The sequence below is a fragment of the Syntrophomonas sp. UBA1041 genome, from assembly GCF_002316705.1.
GTDB lineage: Bacteria > Bacillota > Syntrophomonadia > Syntrophomonadales > Syntrophomonadaceae > DTU019.
In genome coordinates, this window is sequence record NZ_DCEA01000071.1 from 36,707 (window position 1) to 58,405 (window position 21,699).

At 46.5% G+C, this 21,699-nt stretch carries 23 protein-coding genes; 12 read left to right on the forward strand and 11 right to left on the reverse strand.

Annotated features, from left to right (window positions below):
* The first annotated feature begins 178 nt into the window (after positions 1-178).
* Positions 179-376, forward strand: coding sequence for a type II toxin-antitoxin system RelB/DinJ family antitoxin (locus B2633_RS10910; protein WP_483170687.1), 198 nt, complete (start codon positions 179-181; stop codon positions 374-376).
* Positions 370-546, forward strand: a complete 177-nt coding sequence (locus B2633_RS10915; protein WP_483170688.1) for a type II toxin-antitoxin system YafQ family toxin — start codon at positions 370-372, stop codon at positions 544-546. The genes B2633_RS10910 and B2633_RS10915 overlap by 7 nt, the downstream gene beginning before the upstream one ends.
* On the opposite strand, the gene B2633_RS10920 is transcribed toward B2633_RS10915, so the two are convergent.
* A complete protein-coding gene (locus B2633_RS10920) occupies positions 527-2,407 on the reverse strand; it encodes a M56 family metallopeptidase (protein WP_483170689.1) in 1,881 nt (626 codons plus the stop codon). The genes B2633_RS10915 and B2633_RS10920 overlap by 20 nt on opposite strands.
* The gene (locus B2633_RS10925; RefSeq protein ID WP_483170690.1) at positions 2,400-2,774 is read right to left on the reverse strand and encodes a BlaI/MecI/CopY family transcriptional regulator; all 375 of its coding nucleotides are present in this window, start codon (positions 2,772-2,774) and stop codon (positions 2,400-2,402) included. The genes B2633_RS10920 and B2633_RS10925 overlap by 8 nt, the downstream gene beginning before the upstream one ends.
* 299 nt (positions 2,775-3,073) lie before the next feature.
* Between B2633_RS10925 and B2633_RS10930 the strand changes: the two genes are divergently transcribed.
* Positions 3,074-4,663 carry an alkaline phosphatase gene (locus B2633_RS10930; protein WP_483170691.1) on the forward strand — a complete coding sequence of 530 codons (1,590 nt, stop codon included), beginning with the start codon at positions 3,074-3,076 and terminating at the stop codon, positions 4,661-4,663.
* Positions 4,664-4,761: 98 nt separating this feature from the next.
* Entirely contained in the window at positions 4,762-5,907 is a 1,146-nt protein-coding gene (locus tag B2633_RS10935) for a YibE/F family protein (RefSeq protein ID WP_483170693.1), read from the forward strand.
* 145 nt (positions 5,908-6,052) lie between these two features.
* On the opposite strand, the gene B2633_RS10940 is transcribed toward B2633_RS10935, so the two are convergent.
* The 9 genes from B2633_RS10940 to B2633_RS10980 all read right to left on the reverse strand — a co-directional run bounded on the left by B2633_RS10940 (position 6,053) and on the right by B2633_RS10980 (position 14,819).
* On the reverse strand, positions 6,053-6,496 hold the full coding sequence (locus B2633_RS10940) for a hypothetical protein (RefSeq protein ID WP_483170694.1): 444 nt from the start codon (positions 6,494-6,496) through the stop codon (positions 6,053-6,055).
* 2 nt (positions 6,497-6,498) lie between these two features.
* The gene (locus tag B2633_RS10945) at positions 6,499-6,699 is read right to left on the reverse strand and encodes a helix-turn-helix transcriptional regulator (protein ID WP_483170695.1); all 201 of its coding nucleotides are present in this window, start codon (positions 6,697-6,699) and stop codon (positions 6,499-6,501) included.
* A 420-nt stretch (positions 6,700-7,119) separates the two neighbouring features.
* Positions 7,120-8,364, reverse strand: coding sequence for an ABC transporter permease (locus tag B2633_RS10950; RefSeq protein ID WP_483170696.1), 1,245 nt, complete (start codon positions 8,362-8,364; stop codon positions 7,120-7,122).
* Positions 8,365-8,369: 5 nt separating this feature from the next.
* A complete protein-coding gene (locus tag B2633_RS10955) occupies positions 8,370-9,260 on the reverse strand; it encodes an ABC transporter ATP-binding protein (RefSeq protein ID WP_483170697.1) in 891 nt (296 codons plus the stop codon).
* A 96-nt stretch (positions 9,261-9,356) separates the two neighbouring features.
* Positions 9,357-10,145 carry a hypothetical protein gene (locus B2633_RS10960; protein ID WP_483170698.1) on the reverse strand — a complete coding sequence of 263 codons (789 nt, stop codon included), beginning with the start codon at positions 10,143-10,145 and terminating at the stop codon, positions 9,357-9,359.
* 16 nt (positions 10,146-10,161) lie between these two features.
* Positions 10,162-10,662 carry an RNA polymerase sigma factor gene (locus tag B2633_RS10965; RefSeq protein ID WP_483170700.1) on the reverse strand — a complete coding sequence of 167 codons (501 nt, stop codon included), beginning with the start codon at positions 10,660-10,662 and terminating at the stop codon, positions 10,162-10,164.
* A gap of 509 nt (positions 10,663-11,171) precedes the next feature.
* Positions 11,172-13,484 (reverse strand): M56 family metallopeptidase, encoded by a 2,313-nt coding sequence (locus tag B2633_RS10970; protein ID WP_483170701.1) that lies wholly within the window; start codon positions 13,482-13,484, stop codon positions 11,172-11,174.
* A 2-nt stretch (positions 13,485-13,486) separates the two neighbouring features.
* Positions 13,487-13,849 carry a BlaI/MecI/CopY family transcriptional regulator gene (locus B2633_RS10975; protein ID WP_483170702.1) on the reverse strand — a complete coding sequence of 121 codons (363 nt, stop codon included), beginning with the start codon at positions 13,847-13,849 and terminating at the stop codon, positions 13,487-13,489.
* A gap of 340 nt (positions 13,850-14,189) precedes the next feature.
* On the reverse strand, positions 14,190-14,819 hold the full coding sequence (locus B2633_RS10980) for a CatA-like O-acetyltransferase (protein WP_483170703.1): 630 nt from the start codon (positions 14,817-14,819) through the stop codon (positions 14,190-14,192).
* A gap of 481 nt (positions 14,820-15,300) precedes the next feature.
* Here B2633_RS10980 and B2633_RS10985 point away from each other — a divergent pair, with 481 nt between their 5' ends.
* The 8 genes from B2633_RS10985 (at position 15,301) to B2633_RS11020 (ending at position 21,688) form a co-directional block, all read left to right on the forward strand.
* The gene (locus B2633_RS10985) at positions 15,301-16,083 is read left to right on the forward strand and encodes a class I SAM-dependent methyltransferase (RefSeq protein ID WP_483170704.1); all 783 of its coding nucleotides are present in this window, start codon (positions 15,301-15,303) and stop codon (positions 16,081-16,083) included.
* A gap of 36 nt (positions 16,084-16,119) precedes the next feature.
* Positions 16,120-16,644 (forward strand): FmdE family protein, encoded by a 525-nt coding sequence (locus tag B2633_RS10990; RefSeq protein WP_483170705.1) that lies wholly within the window; start codon positions 16,120-16,122, stop codon positions 16,642-16,644.
* Positions 16,645-16,700: 56 nt separating this feature from the next.
* Positions 16,701-17,753 carry a FecCD family ABC transporter permease gene (locus B2633_RS10995; RefSeq protein ID WP_483170707.1) on the forward strand — a complete coding sequence of 351 codons (1,053 nt, stop codon included), beginning with the start codon at positions 16,701-16,703 and terminating at the stop codon, positions 17,751-17,753.
* A complete protein-coding gene (locus B2633_RS11000; RefSeq protein WP_483170708.1) occupies positions 17,750-18,502 on the forward strand; it encodes an ABC transporter ATP-binding protein in 753 nt (250 codons plus the stop codon). The genes B2633_RS10995 and B2633_RS11000 overlap by 4 nt, the downstream gene beginning before the upstream one ends.
* 46 nt (positions 18,503-18,548) lie before the next feature.
* A complete protein-coding gene (locus tag B2633_RS11005) occupies positions 18,549-19,658 on the forward strand; it encodes an iron ABC transporter substrate-binding protein (RefSeq protein ID WP_483170709.1) in 1,110 nt (369 codons plus the stop codon).
* A gap of 448 nt (positions 19,659-20,106) precedes the next feature.
* Entirely contained in the window at positions 20,107-20,931 is an 825-nt protein-coding gene (gene nifH / locus B2633_RS11010; RefSeq protein WP_481043020.1) for a nitrogenase iron protein, read from the forward strand.
* Positions 20,932-20,956: 25 nt separating this feature from the next.
* The gene (locus B2633_RS11015; RefSeq protein ID WP_481043022.1) at positions 20,957-21,283 is read left to right on the forward strand and encodes a P-II family nitrogen regulator; all 327 of its coding nucleotides are present in this window, start codon (positions 20,957-20,959) and stop codon (positions 21,281-21,283) included.
* A gap of 24 nt (positions 21,284-21,307) precedes the next feature.
* Positions 21,308-21,688 (forward strand): P-II family nitrogen regulator, encoded by a 381-nt coding sequence (locus B2633_RS11020; RefSeq protein WP_481041145.1) that lies wholly within the window; start codon positions 21,308-21,310, stop codon positions 21,686-21,688.
* The last annotated feature ends 11 nt before the right edge of the window (positions 21,689-21,699 follow it).

Here is a 21,699-nt window from a genome sequence, read left to right on the forward strand (position 1 = left end):
GAAATCACATCATAGCGCGGTTTTAACTTTTCGTACTCCGCCTTGAATTCTTCATCCTTCATTAAAGGCTCTTTCACTTCGGAAAACTTTGCTCCTGCTTTACTCATTGTCACATCTTCTTTCATAATCTTCTTTATAATGCAGTGCCCGTTCAATCTCTCTTTGCGGAGTTTTTTGGGTGAAACCAGCGGTGAACATTTTCCTGCATCAGTCTTTGATGGTGGGTGGCCTGCCTTTTGAAAGGAAACAGCCCGGCTATAACGATGAAACCGAAACAGCCATGCAGGAAGCCAGGGACATTGCCAGCGGAAAAATCCCGGCGAAATCCTACGCTTCTGCTCGCGAACTGTTCGAGGAACTGGACCGCGAATGCTGACATTAAAAACGACCGCACCATTCCGCAAGGACTATAAGCTGTTAAAAAAGCGCGGGTATAACCTGGATTTGCTGGAAGAAGTCTTGCAAGCGCTTTTGGAAGAAAAGCCGCTGGCACAGAAGCATCATTATAGCTGCCTGGCCGAAACGGTCAGTTTTCATCGAGTTTAGTTGTAGTTTGTCCGTCAGATGCGACTTCGCCTGCTCCCGTCCGGTAAGTGAAAATTTCAATGGTTGCAGTGTCGCTTTTTTCCCCGCTCATTATCACCTTGAAAGTATGGTTGGCGTAAGCCTCTCTCGGTGTATAGATAAACCTGTGGCCGCCTGGCGCGCTGGGCATCCAATCCACCGGTTCGCCCGTTGTCACATTGATGATGGCCCAGTTGACCTTAGGCATTTTGTCGGTGGTCTCCTTGATGTCTATGGCCAGGGTTTCGCCGCTTCCGATCACAAAGCTGTCCCCAAGCTGTGCGCCTTGATTGCCATCGATGTTTTGCGGTATGATTGTTTTTTGATTGAAAATATCAGAGATTTTTTCCTTTTTATCAAACTTGGTTAGTATTTTCTCGCCTAAAAAATCTCCGTTTTGTCTGTGAAATATAAAGGGGTTGAAATTTTCCGGCGTGACCACCTCATTGATGGCATAGGCACCGCGGCTGATCAGCTGGTTGATAAAAGCCTGATGGTCATAATCAAAAATATCGTCGCGATAGCTCAGTTCAAAGGTGATCTGGTTTCTGATCATTTTCTCGATCACTTTATCGTCCCGGTAGGCGGCGGCTTGGCCGGCAAATGCTACGGTAACGTCTTTTCCTTCTATGGACAGGGTTTTCGTTGTCATGGTTTCAACGGCGAAGTTTTTCTCTTTCCATTCCTTTTCCACACCGTAATAGGGCTCGGTTCGGTTATAAGTATCTATTTTCCGTCCGTTGACGTCAATATAGGTTGTGCCGGGCATAGTATAAACCCTAAGTAGTGGGAGTGGGGCATCGTAATGAATATCCAGTGTATTGAGCACATTGACCTCGAGACTCTTAGATGGATCATAGTGGGTTACAAATGCGCCGCCGAATCTGGACAGCGGTTTTAGTTCCTCCGCGAACACCAGTGACGTGGCCGTTACGGAACCGGCCATCATCACCGCAGCCAGCAGGACGCCCAAAAGTTTTTTACTTTTTGTACCGGTTTTCATAATCAGTTCAAACCTCCTGAACAATTGTTTTTTATTCCGGGCCAGGCTGCTGCTTAAAGCCGGGGAAGGGTGGCAGGCAAAATTTAAAATCATATCGCTGTAGCCTTTCTTTTCCTCCCAGCCCATCCCTTGCGTCACTTTTTCGTCACAAGCGTATTCGCAGGCCTCGCTTATATTGCGCACCATAAAATATGTAAGGGGGTTAAACCAGTGCAGGGAGTTTACCAGCACCGCCAAAAGCTTGCACCAGGCGTCTTTTTGCTTATGGTGCGTCAATTCATGCTTTAATGCCAACCGATAATCATAGGGGCTGATTTCCGCCTGTGGGATCACGATTGCAGGCTTGAAAAAACCAATCAATATGGGAGAGTGGACATAGCTGCTTACCACAACATCCAAATTTTCCGCCTTGCCGATAGGACTGTTCTGGGTTACTTTGGTCTTAAACCTGAAATAGCCCCATAGGTATCTGCCAAGCATCAAGACAAAACCCGCTGCCCAAATTCCCAACATCCATTGTCCGACGTCCGGAACTGGCAGATGACGCTGACCAGCCGTTTGCCCCGCGGCTGCCGGGACAATTTCCCCTGGGGTTGGAGCGGTGTGGATGGTCAGATCGGCTTGCTGCTGCACGGGCGCTCTTTCCTCGATAATTACGGGCTGGGGCAAAAGCCCGCCTACATTGACTTGTATGGGCACAACAAACAGCACCAGAGAAAGCAGGCATAGATGATAATACCAGGTGCCGCCTAATTTTTGCACCAGCCTGGTTTTAAGCAGTATAAGCAAAAGACTGATGACGCTGCCGGTGAGAGAAGTCATAAACAGCATTTTAATCATGGGGCTTCACCTGCTTTTCGATAAAATCCCTGAGCTCTTCAATGTCCTCTTGCGTCAAATCTTCATCCTGAAACAGGGCGCTGATCAGACTTTTGGCGGAACCCTTGTGAATTGATCGGATAAAATTCCGGGTCTGCATTTTCTGATAGTCTTTTTCGCTGATTCCCTCCCAGTACTCATGGGCATGAGAACGCCCAAGCTTAACTGATTTCAGCACTCCTTTGTCGATCAGCCGGCCGGCCAGGGTCAGGATGGTGGTTGCTTTTTTGCCGGGCAGCTTTTCCATGATGTCCTTGGTGGTCACTCTTTCACCACTGTCCCATACGATGCGCATAATCTCCATTTCTGCATTTGTAATATTGATCATCGTGATATCCCCTACGTTTCTACGTCTTGTTTTTTATTCTACATATTGTAGAAACGAATGGCAATAGGTATTAAAAAATTTTAAAGAACACCTCATCATCTTTAGCAGCTCCACATCGGGAAAACAGCTTCAATGTGCTCCCGGGCAAAAAGGCCAATGCGCTTTCAAGCAGGTTTAAATACCTCAGAATTGACTAAAATTTTTCGTTTTTAGCACAATCAAATTACCTTAAATTAATTTGTCTTTAACCTCTCACCTCTATACTGGGGGTATAAAATAAATTGGAAGGATGGATCGCCATGTTAAAAAGGTTAACATCACCCAAGAAATCGTTGGTGGCTTTGCTATGCTTGGTAATGATATTATCATTAATCACAGGATTTTCACCATTTAAAGATTTGAACTTAATGCCACAAAGTGTAGCGGCACAGTCATCAAGCACAGCAGCGCAAACGACAAAAACTCCCAAGTACATATTTATGTTCATTGGAGACGGTATGGCAGCAGTTCAGGTGAATTCAGCTCAGATTTATAAAGGGAACAATAGTCATAACCAACTTACTTTAAAAGAAGTTAGTTTCCAAGATTTTGAGGCCGCAGGATATCAAACCACCCAGGATGCAACATCCTTTGCACCAGACTCCGCATCTACTGCAACTTCTTTATCATCAGGATTTAAAACCTGGAGCGGAACTATTGGGTTAAAACCGGTAGGATATAAATCAGCTAACACCTCCGAGAGTGTTGATGGAGCTAATATTCCCTCAACTATAGCTGAAAGACTGAAAGCGGAAAAAGGCATGAAGATAGGCATCATCTCAACAGTAACAATTAATCATGCCACACCGGCAGCATATTACGCACATGTAGCTTCAAGAAATGATTATTATGACATAGCGCTGCAAATGGCCGATTCAGACTTCGACTACTTTGGTGGCGGTACGATCAATCAAGCAACAGGAAAGAATAATGATCAAAAAGATGCTTATACGATTTTGGAAGAAAAAGGATACGCTATAGCGAGAACCAAAGAAGATATCTTAGCTCTTAACAGCCAATCCGGGAAAGTATATGCAGTGACGCCGGTTACTCAAGATAGTGGCGCGATGCCTTATGCACTGGATAATAAACCGGGAGATTTAACTCTGGCAGATTTTGTTCGGAAGGGCATTGATGTTCTTGATAATGATAAAGGATTTTTCATGATGGCCGAATCCGGGAAAATCGACTGGGCAGGTCATGCTAATGATGCCAAAGCAAATATTGAAGACGTTTTAGCATTTGATGATGCGATTCAAGTAGCGGTGGATTTCGCTAAAAAGCACCCCGATGAAACTTTGATCATTGTAACCGGCGACCATGAAACAGGCGGCATGACGATAGGGCAAGCAACAACCAATTATGATACCGCTTTTCATCTCTTAAATAATCAAAAGATGACGTATGTTGCATTTGATGAATTGATCGACAATATGAAGGAAAATAACCCCAATTTAACATTTGCAGATGTCATGCCGGTGATTACTAAAAACTTTGGTCTTGTTAACAATGCGACCGGCGACATCAGTCGTAAAGGTGAGCCAAGTTATATGACATTAGAATTATCAGATAGAGAAATGGCTAAACTAGAAACTGCTTTTGCTGAAACCATGGCAGATGAGCCTACTGACAATGAAGAAACCGATCTGTTATACGGCGGTTACAATCCGCTTTCAGTAACATTAACACACATTATTAATAATAAAGCCGGTATAGGATGGACCTCATATTCGCATACAGGAGTGCCGGTACCGGTATATGCAACAGGTGCAAGCGCAGAGCTATTTAACGGCGCCTATGAGAACACGGAAGTATACGATAAATTAGTAGCAGCTACGAAACTTAACTAGCCATTCTAAAAAACAACTCAGGATTTTAATAGAATAGATAAAACAAGGCTGGAATTTACGCCAGCCTTGTTTTAATGATGTGATGAAAGGAGTATCAATTGAAAAAGTTATTAAAGAACCTACATCGAAAAAAACTTGTTTTTACCATAGTTTTTTTGATCATAGTGGCAATTCTTGCCATATTGCCCACAGGATTTCAGAAGCAAGAATATAGATATACCGAAGGTGTTCGGGCCAAGGTCATTTCCGTCAATAATTTAGGAATAAACAGTTCGGGAATCTATAAGCTCGGTGATCAAAGTGCTGTAATTGAGATAGAAACAGGTTCGCATAAGGGAGAACAGATTCAGGCCAATAATATGCTTACCGGCAGTTTAACCATTGATAAAATTTTTCAAGAAGGGGACAAAGCCTGGGTACTGATTGGTTTTAATGAGAATAACGAGATCAACTTTGCCAACATGATTGATCATTATCGTGTAGATAAGGAATTACTTTTAATCGGAGTCTTTGCACTTGTTATCATAATTTTTTCCGGATTTACTGGAGTTCGCACCTTGCTTTCCATTGCCTTTGCCCTGCTAAGCATCTGGAAAATTCTCATACCGGCGATGCTGCATGGTTATCATCCATTATTAGTGGCACTAATTGTCGGCAATGTACTGACGATTGTTACACTTCTTTTAGTGGCCGGCTTTTCCAAAAAGGCCTATGCAGCCATTATCAGTGCTACGATTTGTTCTTTAGCAACATGTTTTTTGGCCATAACCTTTGGAAGTCTCTTCAATATACACGGTGCTGTAATGGAAGGAGCCGAATCCCTGTTATACTCAGGATTTATGAAACTGGACCTAACCTCCATCTTTCAAGCGGGGATATATCTTGCAAGCTCAGGAGCTATACTTGATTTAGCAATAGATATTTCGTCAGCACTGGAGGAAATTGTTAAAAATAGCCCAGAGATCACTCAGACAGAGCTTGTGAAAGCAGGACTTAATATTGGAAAATCCGTAGTTGGCACTCAAACCACCACCTTGCTATTGGCTTATGTGGGAAGCTATATCACAGTTCTTATGGTATATATGGCTCAAGGAACACCACTAATGAATATTCTCAATTCAAAACCAATAGCAGCAGAGATATTGCATACCTTCGTAGGCTGTCTTGGCCTTGTCTTGGTGTCGCCTTTAACATCTCTGGTATGTGGATTTATATTTGACAAGGACATGAAAGAAGCTGTATAGTATCTCTTCAGCCTTTGATTCTGCCGGACTATCCGCATCCACCTTTTTTGCGCAGCGAGGCGTAAACCTCGCCGAATTCCAGGCGGACAGGGTCAAACTCGGTATCCCATGGGAATTTATCGGCAAAGGGCAGAATAAAATAACTTTAACATTTTTTTTGCAAATGCCGATGGAACACAGATAGCGATACGATTTGAAAAAGAAACAATGCTCCTAAGTACATGATAATTATGCGCGTGTTTTCTATGACTTCCAATTCCCCCAGAATAGAAAAAACAACTATTGATGTGGAAATAACAAAAAGACTCAAAAGGAAAGCATATCTGCCCGCCTTGTTTCTTAACCCCTCATTTCTTTCGTCATGTATCTCGATAGATTCATGATCAAGTTTTTCTTTATATCTCTCTGCATTTTCCGGCATGATCCAATAAAAATATTTTCCTGCCATTACCGCTCCGGGGCCAATAAGCGCACCAGCAAAACCGTACAATAAACTTTGCAGCCTCGTGTCAAAAATAATTGTGGCACCTATTAAAACGCAGCCAATTCCAATAAAACTTAAACCACACCATAAATAGCTTTTTTTCATGGCTATTTGCTCCTTTCATAAATGAAAATGTCTTCGATCTTTTTATTAAAAAAATCGGCTATGGCAAAGGCCAAATCTAATGAGGGATTGTATTTTCCCGTTTCTATGGAGCTTATCGTTTGCCGAGAAACCCGCAATCTTTTAGCAAGTTCCTCTTGACTTAGCCCTTTTTCTTTTCGTATCCTTTCAACATTATTTTTCAAATAGTCATCCTCCCGCCCGACAAGTTTCCTTTACATATATTTTGACAAAGCACTTACTTTTTGTCAAGTTTCCTTTACAAAAAGTTTTTCTACTTAATATATCCAAAAAACGAGAGATAAAGGTCTGTGCCCAAAATCGGAGAAATACCCCGATTGTCTCCTATGGAAAAGCACGGAAAGAGGGGGACGCGCTCACATGCAGGTTATGATGTTATGTTATTTTAAAAGCGTCAATATACTCCTCGTAGTTTTTTAGGACGGTGTTGATGCGTTGACGTCGCCGTTGATTGCCGCCGCAATGACGAGGAAAGGAAAAATGCCTCCGATAGGCAACGGTGCGCCGGACAAGATAAGCAAACCCGTGTGGTGACGCAAGAAGAACCCCATTCCCAACAATGGTGAAATTTAGGCCTTAGCCGATCAGGACGCTTCATGCCGGGAATAAGAGTGTACTGCAAGGATAAAGCACAAGACAATCTCTATCCCTGCCGCCACCGGGATGATATACGGTGTCCAGACGCTGATCGGCCCAAGAGGTAAAAAGTTAAATTCGGTCAACTCAAAGAAAAAGCTGTTTCTAAGTCCGACTCCCCCTGAGGGCAAGCATAGCCTGATCCAGTTTTCGATATTGGCGCCGCTTCCGGCAAAAGATAAAACAGTGGGCAACAAACAGCCGCCAAGGGCAAGTCCCAAGACTGTAATCGGATTTTTGAATTTGGTTGAAAGAAATAGTGTAAAGCATACCGTCGCCAGGAAAGTAAGCAGACCGGAAAAGACAACCAGCGTATTGGCTTCTCCTACGGTAAGCGGTATAAAGGATATTGCGGAAAACGCCAGTTGCAGCGTTGTTTTCAGACTATCCCAACCGAATGCGGCGTATGAAATCAATATAAAGGCCGATACGCAGACCGCAAAAATTGCGGTTGTAAGCAAAATCGCGGACAACAGCTTTACAATTGCCAAACGTTGCCTTCCATGTTTGGCGCAACGCAAAATGTCATCCGCGCCGCTTTGATAGTCAGCGGAGAAGATGGGCGCGGCAATGACTGTGCATAACATAACCAACAGGAAAATGCACATGGTCAGATACTCCGACGTGTCGCTGTCCCCAACGCCATATAGATAATAGAAGGGCGCTTTTACTTTCTCATTTGTTGCAAGAGCTTGTTCCACGGCATCGGGAGCATCCTTATATTCTTTTGACAGATAGTCCGCAAGGCGCTCCGTGCGTTGCTGGTAGAAGTTGGCCGCTTCTTCAGGTGAAATCTCATACAGCGGCACGGGAATGCCGGTGGATTTATCCACATAGACCTCGCGTACGTTATTTAATATAGCATTAATTGGCGATATTTTTTGATAATATACATCTTTGGGTATATCCTCCATCTTTGCTCCATAGGTTTCATATACCTCATGATAGGCTTCAAAGGCGGCTCGTATTTTCTCCGGCGTAAGCTCACCCTCAATCGGTTTCAGCATTTCCTGATTTGCCTGTATCGCATCCCTGCCGGTAAGCCTTACTTCCGTACCATTTTCATCAAGGTTCCAATGGCGCGCAAAGGAGATAACCAAAAGTGCCATAATGACTGACAGCAGCAGTGCCCCCACCGCCAGTATCCATGTGGAACGGGTTTTTGCCACCCGTTTGAGTTCCAAAGCTATCATGCGCTTCATATGGCATCCTCCTTTACGGCTTCCTCGCCACGAAACAGCCAGAGATACAAATCCTCAAGCCGGGGGGAGGCGGTCTGTGAATCCGGCAAGCCCGGACTTTCCGAAACATACCGTACCGATACTCTCCCGCCTTCTTCATTGCGGACGGTCACAACCCGGACGGTACGCTCATAATGATGAAGCTGTTCCGCTGGAATCGTTCCTTGCCATACCTTGCCGCCCATCATTTTCACAAGCTCGTCTGTAGTGCCGACCGCAATAATTTGTCCGTCTTTCATAATCGCGTTGCGGTTCGCAATATATTCCACGTCGGACACAATGTGGGTGGAAATCAATACAATCCGTTGCTGCGCAAACTCCGAAAGGATATTTCGGAAGCGTATGCGCTCGCCAGGGTCAAGGCCGCTGGTGGGTTCGTCCAGAATCAAAATATCCGGGTCGTTCAAAAGCGCCTGTGCTATCCCCACTCTGCGCTGCATCCCCCCCGACAGCTTGCGGATATGCTTGTTCCGAACGTCCGCAAGGGTTAGCTTGTGAAGCAGCTCGTCTATTTTTTGATTGGTTTCCCTTTTAGACAACCCTTTCAGCGAAGCCATATATTGCAGATAGTCCGCCACCGTAAATTCCGGATAAAATCCAAAGGTCTGCGGCAGATAGCCAAAGACATCCCGGTAGGCTTCGCCCAACATTTTGATTTCTATGCCGTCATATTGGACTTTGCCGGAAGTAGGCGTTAAAATTCCGGCCACCATCCGCATTAAGGTTGTTTTGCCCGCTCCGTTTGCACCGAGAAGACTCCATACGCCGGGGGTAAGTGTCAGGCTTACATTATTTACGGCGGTTTTATCCTTATACCGTTTGGTCAACCCATGAATCGCAAGCTCCATGTTCATGCTCCTTTTTTATGTTCTTTAAGCATAGGAAGAAACTGCGAAGCAGTTTCGACACACCGCTGCAATGAGGCTAGGGGCTTCCCGCCTCGGTTATATTCCGTTCGCGCATAGGTCGAGGGAGGCCGCCTTATGAAGCAGACGATACAACCCTGCGGCGAGAATCACTGCACACAGTGCACATAACGCTCCCCAAACTCCGACTGAGGCCTGTTTATAAACCACCGGGGCAGTCTTGTACAGTATAAAAAGCAGCAAAATCAAGAAGAAACAATAGGTGGTGCAGGCAAATCCTTGGTGTCGGCCATGGGCGTATATCTGAATAAACAAACAGCCGCAGCATGCAATCAAATACGGCAGCAGCAGGTATATGGCGATGTTTCCTGTACCAAACTCTGTTCCTGTTCTTGCCAGAAGTAAAGAAACCGTAAGCAGCAGTACATTGCCAATGCCTATAAGAAGAATCCGGGTCAGCAATAGTTTTGGAATCGAAATTCGCGTCGCCATTTCCACTTCAAGCATTCTATACTGTGCCGAGCGCCCGATAAAAGGGATGCCGGTCATGGCGATAAAGACTGCAAAACAGCCGAGAAGTACCGGCAAATGGCGCGGAGCGAGATCAGAAACAGTATCCGTGATCGCAAAACCAAACAGCCAAAAGGCGCATAACAAAAGAAGTCCCTGCAACAGCCAAACGGTCGCGCCGATAAACCGTACCTGCCGCAGCAGGAAAGCCGAATATTGGATACGCTCCCGCTGCCTGCGGTTTTGGTACGCCATGCGGGCCGCTTGCATTGTTTGGGTCAGATGTTCCTTCGATATTTGCAGGGCGGGCTGGTCTTTCAGCGCAGCCTGTAATTTTGAACGCATTTTTCTGTTCATCTATCTCCCCTCCTTATCAAAGGTCTTTTTCAATTCGTTTTAAGGCGCTCCGCAGCCGGGACTGTACCGTGCGCATCGGCACGCCTGTAACCTCCGCGATTTCCCGGATTTTCAACTCGTGTACGAAACGCAGCATTACGACTTCTTGTTGTTCGTTTGGCAAACGGCGCAGCAGCCATGCAAAGTTTTCCTCCGATTCAATCTGTTCCAAGCGGTTGTCGGATTCCGCCAAATCATCCGGCAACCGCTCTGTGATCCTTTTGCGGCTATAATCAATGCACGCATTGGCGGCGATTTTGTAAATGTAGGCTTTGAATTTGCCGCGATGAACATATGCATCAAGGTGCCGGATGGCTTTCAAAAAAGTTTCCTGCGTCGCATCCTCGGCCGTCTGCCTGTTCTGTGTATGCCACAGGCAATAACGAAGTATGCCCGGATAATAAAGCGCAACAAGTTCATCCAGACTTGAAATATCGCCATCTTTTATTCTTTGCAGCAATTCGTCTTCATGCAGCAAGGTTAATCCTCCGGAAAGATTCCCTTATCATATAAAAACGTTTTAAGGCATCTAAGATGATTAAAAATCTTAAAAAATGGTTTTAATAAAGCAACATTTAAATACCCAGGGATGTCCCCATAGTATAAACGTTTGATAATACCCAAAATGATGAGCTGTTCAATTTTTATTTTTCCATGTTTTCATGGGAATGATTGAATGAAAATTCTCTGAGCTGAAAAATGTAGGAGTATTGTCAAAATAAAGATGCCAAGCATCATTTTTTTCGTTTCAGTTTCGCTAACATGAGTGATTTATATGATTTATATATGGAAAGTGGAGAAAGTAACGCTGATGGTTGGAATCGTCTTTATATTGATTGGTGCTGTTGTAGAAAGCATTTCTATAAATACTTTGAGGTATTAGGGGCGAAGGCCCCTAACAAGCGAATTTGGGCGGCCAAATTCAGTGCTTGCTGCAACAAAGGCGGCAGTCTTTCGTTTTATGTGGGTTTCGATTGTTCTCCAATACTACCGTCCGAAAAGAGAAAACAGGGAGTCATCGCGTACATAAGAGAGTGTGCCCAGCGTCCAGTCGGAGGTACGCAGATATCCATATTCCCCTGTATCGAATTTGACGGCGCGATCACTATATGCCCCAAGTTTTTCGGGATCAATCACATCCTCTGTCGCGACAAAATTGCCTCCAAACCGATTGCTCATAAGCTCATAAGGCGTTTCCCGCAGGGTATTGTCTGAAACGGTATAAACATACATATTTTCACTGCTCATACGATGGAGTTGCACCGTATTCCCATCCATGCTAACCGAAACCTCACAATAATCGTCGCCTTGCGTTGCGTTACAATGGATCGGTTTTAAATCAAGGCTACGTATGATCCGGCGCGAATCAAGCTCGTAAACAAACAGTCCGAAATAGCCGTGGAAAATCACGATATCATCTGAAGCGTAGTCAAGGGACGCCATATCGGCGCCGAGACTTTGCTCGGGCGACCACCCTGGGGCAATGGGTTCAAGTGTGGTTTGCTGCGAGGCGTATGGTGTGAGTCCCTGCCCGCCGCCGCCTGTGCCGATGCTTATGATAGTGTATATATCCTCATATGCATGCTGGACTCTGAGCTCCAAATAATTGTCGGGCCAGGTTCCCTTGCCTTTAGCGCCGCGTGCGGGATTTACATAGCTGTTGTTATCAGTGGTAAAATCATAATTCAGGGAAACGCAGAATTCATTGATATCACCTGCCATAACAGAGATATCATTAAGCTTATATGAAGCGATCCGCTCATTGACTGAAGTTTTTTCACTCATTAGAAACTCCATATACGTGTCGAAGGCAAGTGTACCAAGTCTTATCAGATCAGTTTCATCGGATGAAAATGTAAAGGGCTCAGCGGATGACACATCCCTCGATTCCGCGTGATACGGCAAACTGCTCTCAGCCATTACCCAAACAAGACGATGGGTTATCCCATCTGACACACCATTTGTATAGACAAACCTGACCGTTGCCGACGATTGCCCCTCTTTCTGACGGTATTCCATATAGCGCAGACCCTGCTCTCTATCCTGCCAGCCGCCCCCGCCTTGGCCGAAAACATCGATAACCTGCTCAATGGTATTTAGATTATGGGGAATATATATGGGGCCTTCGTCCTTATGGATTGTCACCGCCGGAATATATGCGCCGTCATACACGTTGACGAACATTTTAATAAGCCGCCCAGTGTTCGCATCCGCACTATAACGTACTTCTTCATAATTAAAATCGTATCCGTCGCTGACATGCAATGATTCGGCGGGAGTGAGGGTTGACGTATCCATTTCGCTTATATCGGCACCGAGCATGAATCCATTTACGCTAAAGTTGTAAAAATCATAATCGCCGGTGACGGCGGTTACTCTGTTCATCGCAAAGCCCACGCTCAGAATCGCCACGAGCGCGACAGCGGCAATGATGATCGCCCGAGAAGGCTTTTTGAAATTCAGCACGTTTTTGATCCGTTCCTTCATGCCGCCCTCCCCGAACGCGAGAGGGCTGCCGCCAATGATGGGTCGCTCCGCCGCTAAAGACAGAAGCGACATGGAGTAGGCTTTTTTCGTTTCGCCGCCGATTTCCTTAAGCACCCGCTCATCGCAGGACATCTCCATATCCGCACTCATCAGTAAAAACGCCGCCCATGCAAGCGGGTTGAACCAGTGCAGGCAGAGAATAAAGTACGCGAGGGGCTTTACAACATGATCGTGCCGCCGGATATGCGTCCGCTCATGCAGGATAATATAGCGGTTTTCCTCGTCCGTGAGCCCCGCCGGAATGTAGATTTTCGGTCTGAATAATCCGAGGACAAACGGTGTTTTGAGGTTTTCGGCTCGGTAGATATTATCCTCAATGATCACCGCGTCATTCAGCCGCCGTTTGAGCAGTACCATGGACACGACGCTGTAAATCAGCATAATCGCCATGCCTGCGAACCACAGGTATGCGCCGACTGTCAGCCAGACCTGCACCGGGTTCATGCTCGCGGCGGGCGTTGCGGCAGGGAGGACACTGCTCACGACATTGTCGACAATGCGAATCCCGCTGTCAACGCGCGGTATCGGCTGCATAGCGATGTCCGCCGGAATGGGCGCGGACTTGAACGGGATCAGGCTGAACACGCTCTCAAACGAGAAGGGGAACACGAGCCGGAAGCCCGCCACCGCCCACAGCGCATAGGAAATCGCTTTCGGAGCTTTTTTCAGAAAAAGGCGTGCCAGCATAATGGCGGTGATTACATAGCTTGCCGTTAGGCTCATGTTCAAAACGGAGATAAACAGATCCTCCACGGCTATCCCTCCTTATGCTGGTCAATTAGACTTTTTAGCTCTTCGGCCTGACGGTCGCTGAGCCTGTTGCCTCCGATGAAAGCTGCCAGAAATTTAGGAAGCGATCCTCCGAAAGCATCTTCAACGAACCGCCTGCTCTGCCTTGCGTAAAATTCATCCTTTTTGATCAGGGATGTAACAACTGCGTTTTGATTCTGGAAGATACCTTTTTCGCATAGGTTTTTCAGTACCGTATAGGTTGTAGACTTTTTCCACTCCATCTCTTTTTCGCATATTTTAACCAATTCACCGGAGCCAAGTGGTTCGTGCTTCCAGATCAAATCGGCGAATTTGGCTTCGCTACGCGACAGTTTATATTCTTTCATGGCAATCCCCCTTGAGTCTATGTCTCATAGACCTATATTTTGAGTCTATATTGTATAGACCGATTGGTCAAGTTTAAATAATGCTCCATATTAAAGGGCATTAGGGGCGAAACCTCTAACAAGCGAATTTGGGCGACCAAATTCAGTGCTTGCTGCAACGAAAGACGTCAGTCTTTCGTTAGGTGTGGGTTACGATTGTCCTCAAATACAACCGGCCGAAAAAGAAAGGCAGAAGATCGTTACTCCTGCCCGCAGTGCTTATGCAGCTGATTTTGGGATAAAAAAGACGCTGATTTCTCAACGCCTTAGCAAGTTCCCATTATGCTCATAATCCATTAAATTAGAATTCATTTAAGTAGTTCTGTAAAGAGCCGGCCAACTTTCCAATATGTATTCCATCTACAAAGGAATGATGCACTTGAACGGAAAAAGGAAGAATCCATTTCCCATCTCTTTCAAAGAATTTTCCCCAATCGAAGAGAGGCGTAGCATTATCTTTTTTCCCCAAGTTGGTATGGGAAATATGAGTATATGACACCCACGGCAATGGCGAAAACTGAAACACATCATTACCTAATGGCCCTGTAAAATACTCTTTTTGATTTTCAGCTTTTTCCCTGGCGATAGCGACGTATTCTTCTACTGTATCCTGCATTTCAACATTGACAACTTTAAAAAGTTCGGTATCTTGGTTCATATACGTAAAAGCGGTATCAATCCGATCATAAAGCACTATTTTACCATCTACAAAGCGGTATCTGAACTCCTCGATTTCGTTTGCGCATTTAGAAACAACGAAGATTAAAACCATTGAAAACGAATATCTCATCTCTTTAACTCTCGCTAAGAAATTGCTTATATCCAGCTCAAAAGTCACACAATACGATGGCTCGATGCTGTTTCTAAATATTTGACAGTGTATGGCGCGTTTCCAATTGTTTTCATCGATAATCTTATATTTACCTGACACGATTTTATTGCCCCTTTATTAAATAATCTCGGTTAAACCAAATCAAATTCTTATTTATCTTTATTTTATACTGATAATTTGAAATCCAGGGAGCTAATAAATGGATATTTGGCTCACAAAAGAAACCTCCCACAACATTATCGTCCAACACTCTGCCCGTTCTTAGATGGCTTCTGATGTTCATAATCTTTTTGTTTATTTCTTCCAAACTATTTATATAATCCTTCTCAACTGCTCTATGAAGCATGAAGCGAGAGAATAAAGACCTCCGCTTCCTCTCGGCCACTTGACATTTTGCGGGCCAACATAATAATATGTTTTTAACAAGGCTATGAAGGCCGAAAAACCTGTATGGAACAGGTTCGGTGCTTCATGGCTTTTTTTTATCCCCCCAGGCGGGATTCTTGAAAAATGGGAAAATCTTGATTGTTTGACAGGGGTTGATTACATAAATATTGAACAAATCCGAAAAAAATGGAGTTTGAAAAAACAAAACAAACGGGCCAGTGTGGATATGTGGAATTCAATGGCCGGAAGTTTCGGGGAATTTATTCTGCCTGATTTCAAGGACGATGCTTTTTTAAAACTGTTGGAAAAAAATAAGATGCTAAACCCTGCAAGCCTGGTATTAGACGTAGGATGTGGCGCAGGAAGATATGCCCTGGCCATAGCAGGCCGCTGCCGGCATGTGACCGGATTAGATTTTTCTCCCCCAATGCTCGAGATAGCCAAACAAAGAATGCTTGAGTACCGCGTCGAGAATGTAAACTTTTTCTGTGCGGACTGGCATAAGCTGGATATTGAATCCGCCGGGCACAAAAAAAGTTTTGATCTGGTTTTCGCCCATATGACTCCTGCCGTCCAGAGTGCGGATACTTTTGAGAAATTGTCGGCGGCCTCCAAAGGCTGGTGTATGCTGGCCAAGCCTATCAGGCGAACAGACCCGGTATCCGATGCGGTCAAAGATCTGATTGGCATCAGAGAGCGCCGGGAGAGCGGCGATGAAGAAATCCTGTTCGCCTTCGAACTGCTATGGAGGCAGGGATACTTGCCGCAGTTGGAATATGAGCAACAAACCTGGAAGATGAAGAAAACTCTCGAAGAAGCGTATGGGTTGTATATCAACAGGATCAAAACCTATCGGGATATCACCATGCCGGAAGAGGAAAAGGCGAAAGCCTATCTAAGCATGCTGGCCCGGGACGGTTTCGTTTATGAAGATGTCGATACGACCATCGCAACTTTGTTTTGGCGGGTGGCGTAATAATCAAGCCGGCGGGATAAGAAAGGTGATTATATTATGAACAAAACGGATTGGGAAAAAGCGGTCGATTTTCACGGGCATGCTTGCCCCGGCCTGGCGATCGGTTTTAAAGCGTCCCAGGCCGCTCAGGAAAAGCTAGGCCTTACTTTTTCAGCGGATGAAGAATTTGTTTGCGTCACTGAAAATGACGCCTGCGGTGTCGATGCCATCCAGCTACTGACCGGATGCAGCTTTGGCAAGGGAAATTTGCTTTACCGGGATACCGGGAAAATGGCTTTCAGTTTTTTCAACAGGAAGAACGGCGAGAGCCTGCGGATGATTGTTAAACCATCCCCAAAAGAAATGGAGCGTGAAGAGCATCAGGAATATATTCTGAATGCCCCGGCGGAAGAAATATTTGATTTTATGAAGCCCGCTTTCTCTTTGCCTGAAGCAGCGAGGATTTTTTCATCCATTGTTTGTGAATCCTGCGGCGAAAGCGCCCCGGAACATAAGATGAGATTGCAGGAGGGCCAGAAGGTTTGTCTGGATTGCTTTAAGGCATATGGCAGGGGATGGTAGGAAAGCCTGTTAATTCCGGGAACAGGCTCAGACCTCAGCCGCCTGAGGCCTGCGGCTTGAAGGAAAGGGATGGTTATCAGAGATTTACGGTAAGAAAACAATTGATCCTGGCAGGGTTGCTGTTTTTGATTGCGGTGATGTCGGTATTGGCGGTGAATGCCGGCTCCATGAACCTAAACCCTTGGCAAATAATTCAATCCGTCCTGGGATACGGAAATGACGCATCGCATCTTGTTATCTGGCAAATCCGTCTGCCCCGGATAATGGCGGCCATCATCGCCGGTGCGGGGCTGTCGGTGGCAGGTTGTGTAATGCAAAACAATCTCCGCAATCCCCTGGCCTCTCCCTCCACCCTTGGTATAGCCAATGCCGCGGCTTTTGGCGCCAACCTGGCGATCATCGTCTTCGGAGCCGGCAGTATTCAGAGTACCAGTACAGATGCCGTAACGATTAACAACCCGTATCTGGTGACGATTTCCGCTTTTATCTGTTCCATGGCGGCTACTGGGGTTATTTTGCTCCTGGCGGGGATCCGGGGTTTTTCACCGGAGGCTATGGTTCTTTCCGGCGTGGCGTTAAGCTCGCTCTTTTCGGCCGGAACGATTCTGATTCAATATTTTGCCGAAGATTTTCAGATTGCCGCCGTGGTGTTCTGGACATTCGGAGACCTGGGAAGGGCGGGCTGGACTGAAATCGCCATTATGGGCTGCATCACCGTATTGTCGTTCATCTATTTCCTGTTCAGGAGATGGGACTACAATGCTCTGGACAGCGGTGAAGAAACTGCCCAAAGTCTGGGAGTACGTGTTGAAAGAGTCAGACAGGGGGGCATGTTTGTCTCCTCTCTGATTACGGCCGTAGCGGTTTCCTTCCTTGGCATTATCGGTTTTATCGGTCTGGTGGGCCCCCAGATCATGCGGAGAGTGATCGGCGGCGATCATCGCTATCTGGTACCTGCTTCGGCCCTGATGGGATCGCTCCTATTGCTGGTTTCCGATACCCTGGCCAGGACAATGGTGGCCCCCGTAGTGCTCCCGGTCGGAGCGATCACCTCCTTTTTTGGAGCGCCGCTGTTTCTTTATCTGCTGATAAGGGGGTATAAAAAGTGATTTTATCAGTAAAGGGTTTATCCTTTACCTATCCGAGCCGGCCGGTTTTACAGGATGTCAACTTTGCCGTTTCCCCAAAAGATTTTCTCGCGGTTCTGGGGGTCAATGGCGCAGGAAAGTCTACGCTTTTAAAATGCCTCAACCGGGTTTTAAAGCCTTATTCCGGCACTGTTTTTATCCAGAGCCAGGAAACCGGCAAACTTAGCGGGAGGGAACTTGCCAAAAGGATCGGCTATGTCGCTCAACGTCAGGAGAGCAGCAACACGACCGTTTTCGATGCCGTGCTCCTGGGCAGAAAACCCTATATTCAGTGGGAGGCTTCGCCAACGGACCTGGAGATCACCCGCAAGGCGTTGAAAATACTAAAACTGGAGAATTACGCCTTAAGATATCTTCAAGAATTAAGCGGAGGAGAACAGCAAAAGGTGGTAATCGCCAGAGCATTGGCCCAGGAGCCGGAGCTTCTTTTACTAGATGAGCCCACCAGCAGCCTGGACTTGAAAAATCAGCTCGAAGTAGCCAGGATCATTCAAGACGTTGTTAGAGATCAACACATAGGCGCGGTGGTCACTATGCATGATTTGAACCTGGCTATCCGCTTTGCCGATAAGTTTCTGTTACTAAAAAACGGGGTCATTTTTGCGGCGGGCGGGCTGGAGGTAATGACTCCGCAAAATATAGAAAGCGTTTACTCGGTGCCGGTCAAAATCAAGGAAATCGAGAATGTGCCGGTTGTGATTCCGGTTTGATTCTCGGAACAGATATTTTTTTATTTTAGCTTAGGAGGCTCTTATGATGAAAAAAGGATTTATCTTTCTGTCTATCGCGCTGCTGTTTGGTATGGTATTCCTTTCAAGCGGCTGCTTTTCCCGGCCTGCCCAGACAACGACTTCCCTTTCTTCAAAAATTATCGTGACCGATACTTTAGGGAGACAAGTGGAGCTTGACGGTACGGCCCAAAAGGTGGTGGCCATAGGCCCGGGCGCCTTAAGGCTTTGCTGTTATTTCAACAATACCGGTATTCTGGCCGGGATCGAAAAAATGGATAAAGACAGCGCAACGGGAAAACCCTATCTGCTTGCCAATCCCTCTTTGGCCGACCTCCCGGAGATAGGGCCGGGAGGCCCCAATAACGCTCCTGAGCCTGAGAGGCTTCTGGCTGTCAAGCCGGATGTCATTTTCACCACCTATGCGGCCGATCAGGCCACTGCGGATAATTTACAGTCCAAAACCGGTATTCCGGTGGTGGCCTTAAGCTATGGGCAAGCCTCCGTCTTTGATCCCCAGGTAAACGCTTCGTTAACCCTGATCGGCAAAATCACCGGAATGGAGTCAAGAGCCCAGGAACTGGCAGAGTTGATGGACAGGTTTAAAAACGACCTGGAATCCAGAACTAAAAATATTACCGAAGATCAGAAACCTACGGTCTATGTAGGCGGTCTGGGGATGAAAGGAACGCATGGAATCGAAAGCACCCAGGGCAACTATGCTCTGTTTCAGGCCATTAATGCCAAGAATGTGGTGGATGAGACCGGGAAAAGCGGATCCCTGATGATCGATAAGGAGCAATTGATCGCCTGGAACCCGGATAAGATTTTTATTGATGCCGGCGGACTGCAGTCGGTTCTGGAAGATTACCGGAAAAATCCGGGATTCTATCAGGCCCTCTCGGCTGTCAAAAATAAGGAAATCTATTCCCAACTGCCTTACAACTTTTATACGACCAATATCGACACGGCCATAGCCGATGCTTATTATATAGGCAAAGTGCTTTACCCTGAACAATTCCGTGATATTGATCCGGAGAAAAAGGCGGACGAGATCTACAAGCTTCTGCTGGGAAAAGAAGTTTATGCGCAAATGGCTGAGGATTTCGGCGGTTTTAAACAACTGGAACTGCAATGAATTTACTATAGTACGGACATGACAATAAATGTACGGTTGACTTTTCAATACAGGGGCATAGCTGTTGCCTGACGCATCCCGCTTGCGGGGATTAATGTATACAAGTATAACCGGCAAAATAGAGTTGTATTTTCGGCCGGCATCACGTAATATATAAAAATATAAAAGAAAGCCATAATCAATATAATCGGGCAAGGAAGTCTTCGTAATCACACGAAGACTTTTTATTTTCTGTCCCCTTCCCTCTAATAGATATGCCGGGCAAAGGAGTCTCCGTAGAAATACGGGGGCCTTTGCGTTTCTGTCCATGGTTGGCCCAGACACCCGGATAACTGAGGGCATAAAGGTTTTGGGCAAAACTGTATCAATCCGCAGGTAAAGGCGCCTCAATGCCACAAAAGGCATCAGGGCGTCTTTTCTATATTTAATAAAAGGAGTTGAAGCAATGATGAGACAGATTGCTATTTACGGAAAAGGCGGCATCGGCAAGTCCACCACCACGCAGAACACGGTGGCCGCACTGGCTGAAGCGGGCAATAAGGTCATGGTGGTGGGATGCGATCCCAAAGGTGATTCGACCCGCTTGATCCTCCACGGCCTGACCCAGAAGACGGTTCTTGACACTTTGAGAGACGAGGGTGAAGACATTGAACTGGAAGACATCATGCGGGTAGGCTTTGGAGACACCCGCTGTGTGGAATCGGGCGGACCGGAGCCGGGGGTAGGCTGCGCAGGCCGGGGAATTATCACCTCCATCAACCTCCTGGAATCCCTGGGCGCCTATACCCCGGAATTGAACTACGTATTTTACGATGTTCTGGGGGACGTGGTATGCGGGGGCTTTGCCATGCCCATTCGGGAAGGCAAAGCCAAGGAGATTTACATTGTGGCTTCCGGGGAATTGATGGCCTTGTATGCCGCCAACAACATCTGCAAGGGCATCGGCAAGTACGCCCAGAGCGGTGATGTCAGGCTGGGCGGCATCATCTGCAACAGCCGCAACGTGGACAACGAGCACGAGCTGCTGAAGGCTTTTGCTGAAGAGCTGGGCTCGCAACTGCTGCACTTCCTGCCCCGGGATAACATCGTGCAGAGAGCGGAGATCAACAAGAAAACGGTTATCGATTATGATCAGGATTGCAACCAGGCCGGCGAGTACCGGGAACTGGCCGGAAAAATGGCCGAGAACCAAATGTTCGTGGTTCCCAAGCCCATGACCCAGGACCGGCTGGAGGAACTGATGATGGACTATGGCATACTGGACTCTTTATGAGCCGGTGATGAAGGAGGCGGCCAAAATGATTATGATCAGAGCCATTGTGAGACCGGAGAGAACCAATGTCATCCTGGACGAATTGAACAGCGCCGGTTTTCCCGCGGTGACCAAGTATGATGTGGTGGGACGCGGCAAGCAGCGGGGCATTAACGTAGGCGAAATTGTCTATGATGAAATCCCCAAGGAGCTTCTGCTGATCGTGGTCAATGATGAGGACAAATATGATGTCATCAGCATTATCTCCAAATACGCCAAGACCGGCGACAAGGGAGCTTTTGGAGACGGGAAAATTTTTGTGAGCCCGGTAGAAGAAGTTTACACCATCAGCAGCGGTGAAGAGGCGTTGTAGCCGGATCAGTCAGGAGGTTTGATTATGAAGGAAGTTGTCGCCATCATTCGCATGAATAAAGTCAACCAAACCAAAAAAGCTCTGGCGGACACAGGGATCTGCGGCCTTCATGCCATCAAGGTTCAGGGCCGGGGCAGAAGCCCGGTTGATTTTACCCTGCTGGCTCAATTGGGAGCTAATGAGGAAATCGGTTCCACCATTCAAGACAGCATTGCCCGAGGTGGACGCCTGATTCCCAAACGCTTGCTCACCGTCATGGCTCATGACGATCAAGTGCCTGGGATTATTGGAACTATCCTGCAGGTAAACCAAGAAGGAAATCGAGGCGATGGGAAGATTTTTGTCCTGCCGGTATTGGATGCGCTAAGAATCAGAACCGGTGAAAGCGGAGAAGCGGCTATATAAACGGCCGGCAG

Coding starts and splice junctions, on each gene's coding strand:
- B2633_RS10915 (WP_483170688.1), top strand. CDS start 370: ATGCTGACATTAAAAACGACCGCACCATTCCGCAAGGACTATAAGCTG.
- B2633_RS10920 (WP_483170689.1), bottom strand. CDS start 2,407: ATGATTAAAATGCTGTTTATGACTTCTCTCACCGGCAGCGTCATCAGT.
- B2633_RS10925 (WP_483170690.1), bottom strand. CDS start 2,774: ATGATCAATATTACAAATGCAGAAATGGAGATTATGCGCATCGTATGG.
- B2633_RS10930 (WP_483170691.1), top strand. CDS start 3,074: ATGTTAAAAAGGTTAACATCACCCAAGAAATCGTTGGTGGCTTTGCTA.
- B2633_RS10940 (WP_483170694.1), bottom strand. CDS start 6,496: ATGAAAAAAAGCTATTTATGGTGTGGTTTAAGTTTTATTGGAATTGGC.
- B2633_RS10950 (WP_483170696.1), bottom strand. CDS start 8,364: ATGATAGCTTTGGAACTCAAACGGGTGGCAAAAACCCGTTCCACATGG.
- B2633_RS10955 (WP_483170697.1), bottom strand. CDS start 9,260: ATGGAGCTTGCGATTCATGGGTTGACCAAACGGTATAAGGATAAAACC.
- B2633_RS10960 (WP_483170698.1), bottom strand. CDS start 10,145: ATGAACAGAAAAATGCGTTCAAAATTACAGGCTGCGCTGAAAGACCAG.
- B2633_RS10975 (WP_483170702.1), bottom strand. CDS start 13,849: ATGAAAGAATATAAACTGTCGCGTAGCGAAGCCAAATTCGCCGATTTG.
- B2633_RS10990 (WP_483170705.1), top strand. CDS start 16,120: ATGAACAAAACGGATTGGGAAAAAGCGGTCGATTTTCACGGGCATGCT.
- B2633_RS11005 (WP_483170709.1), top strand. CDS start 18,549: ATGAAAAAAGGATTTATCTTTCTGTCTATCGCGCTGCTGTTTGGTATG.
- nifH (WP_481043020.1), top strand. CDS start 20,107: ATGAGACAGATTGCTATTTACGGAAAAGGCGGCATCGGCAAGTCCACC.
- B2633_RS11015 (WP_481043022.1), top strand. CDS start 20,957: ATGATTATGATCAGAGCCATTGTGAGACCGGAGAGAACCAATGTCATC.
- B2633_RS11020 (WP_481041145.1), top strand. CDS start 21,308: ATGAAGGAAGTTGTCGCCATCATTCGCATGAATAAAGTCAACCAAACC.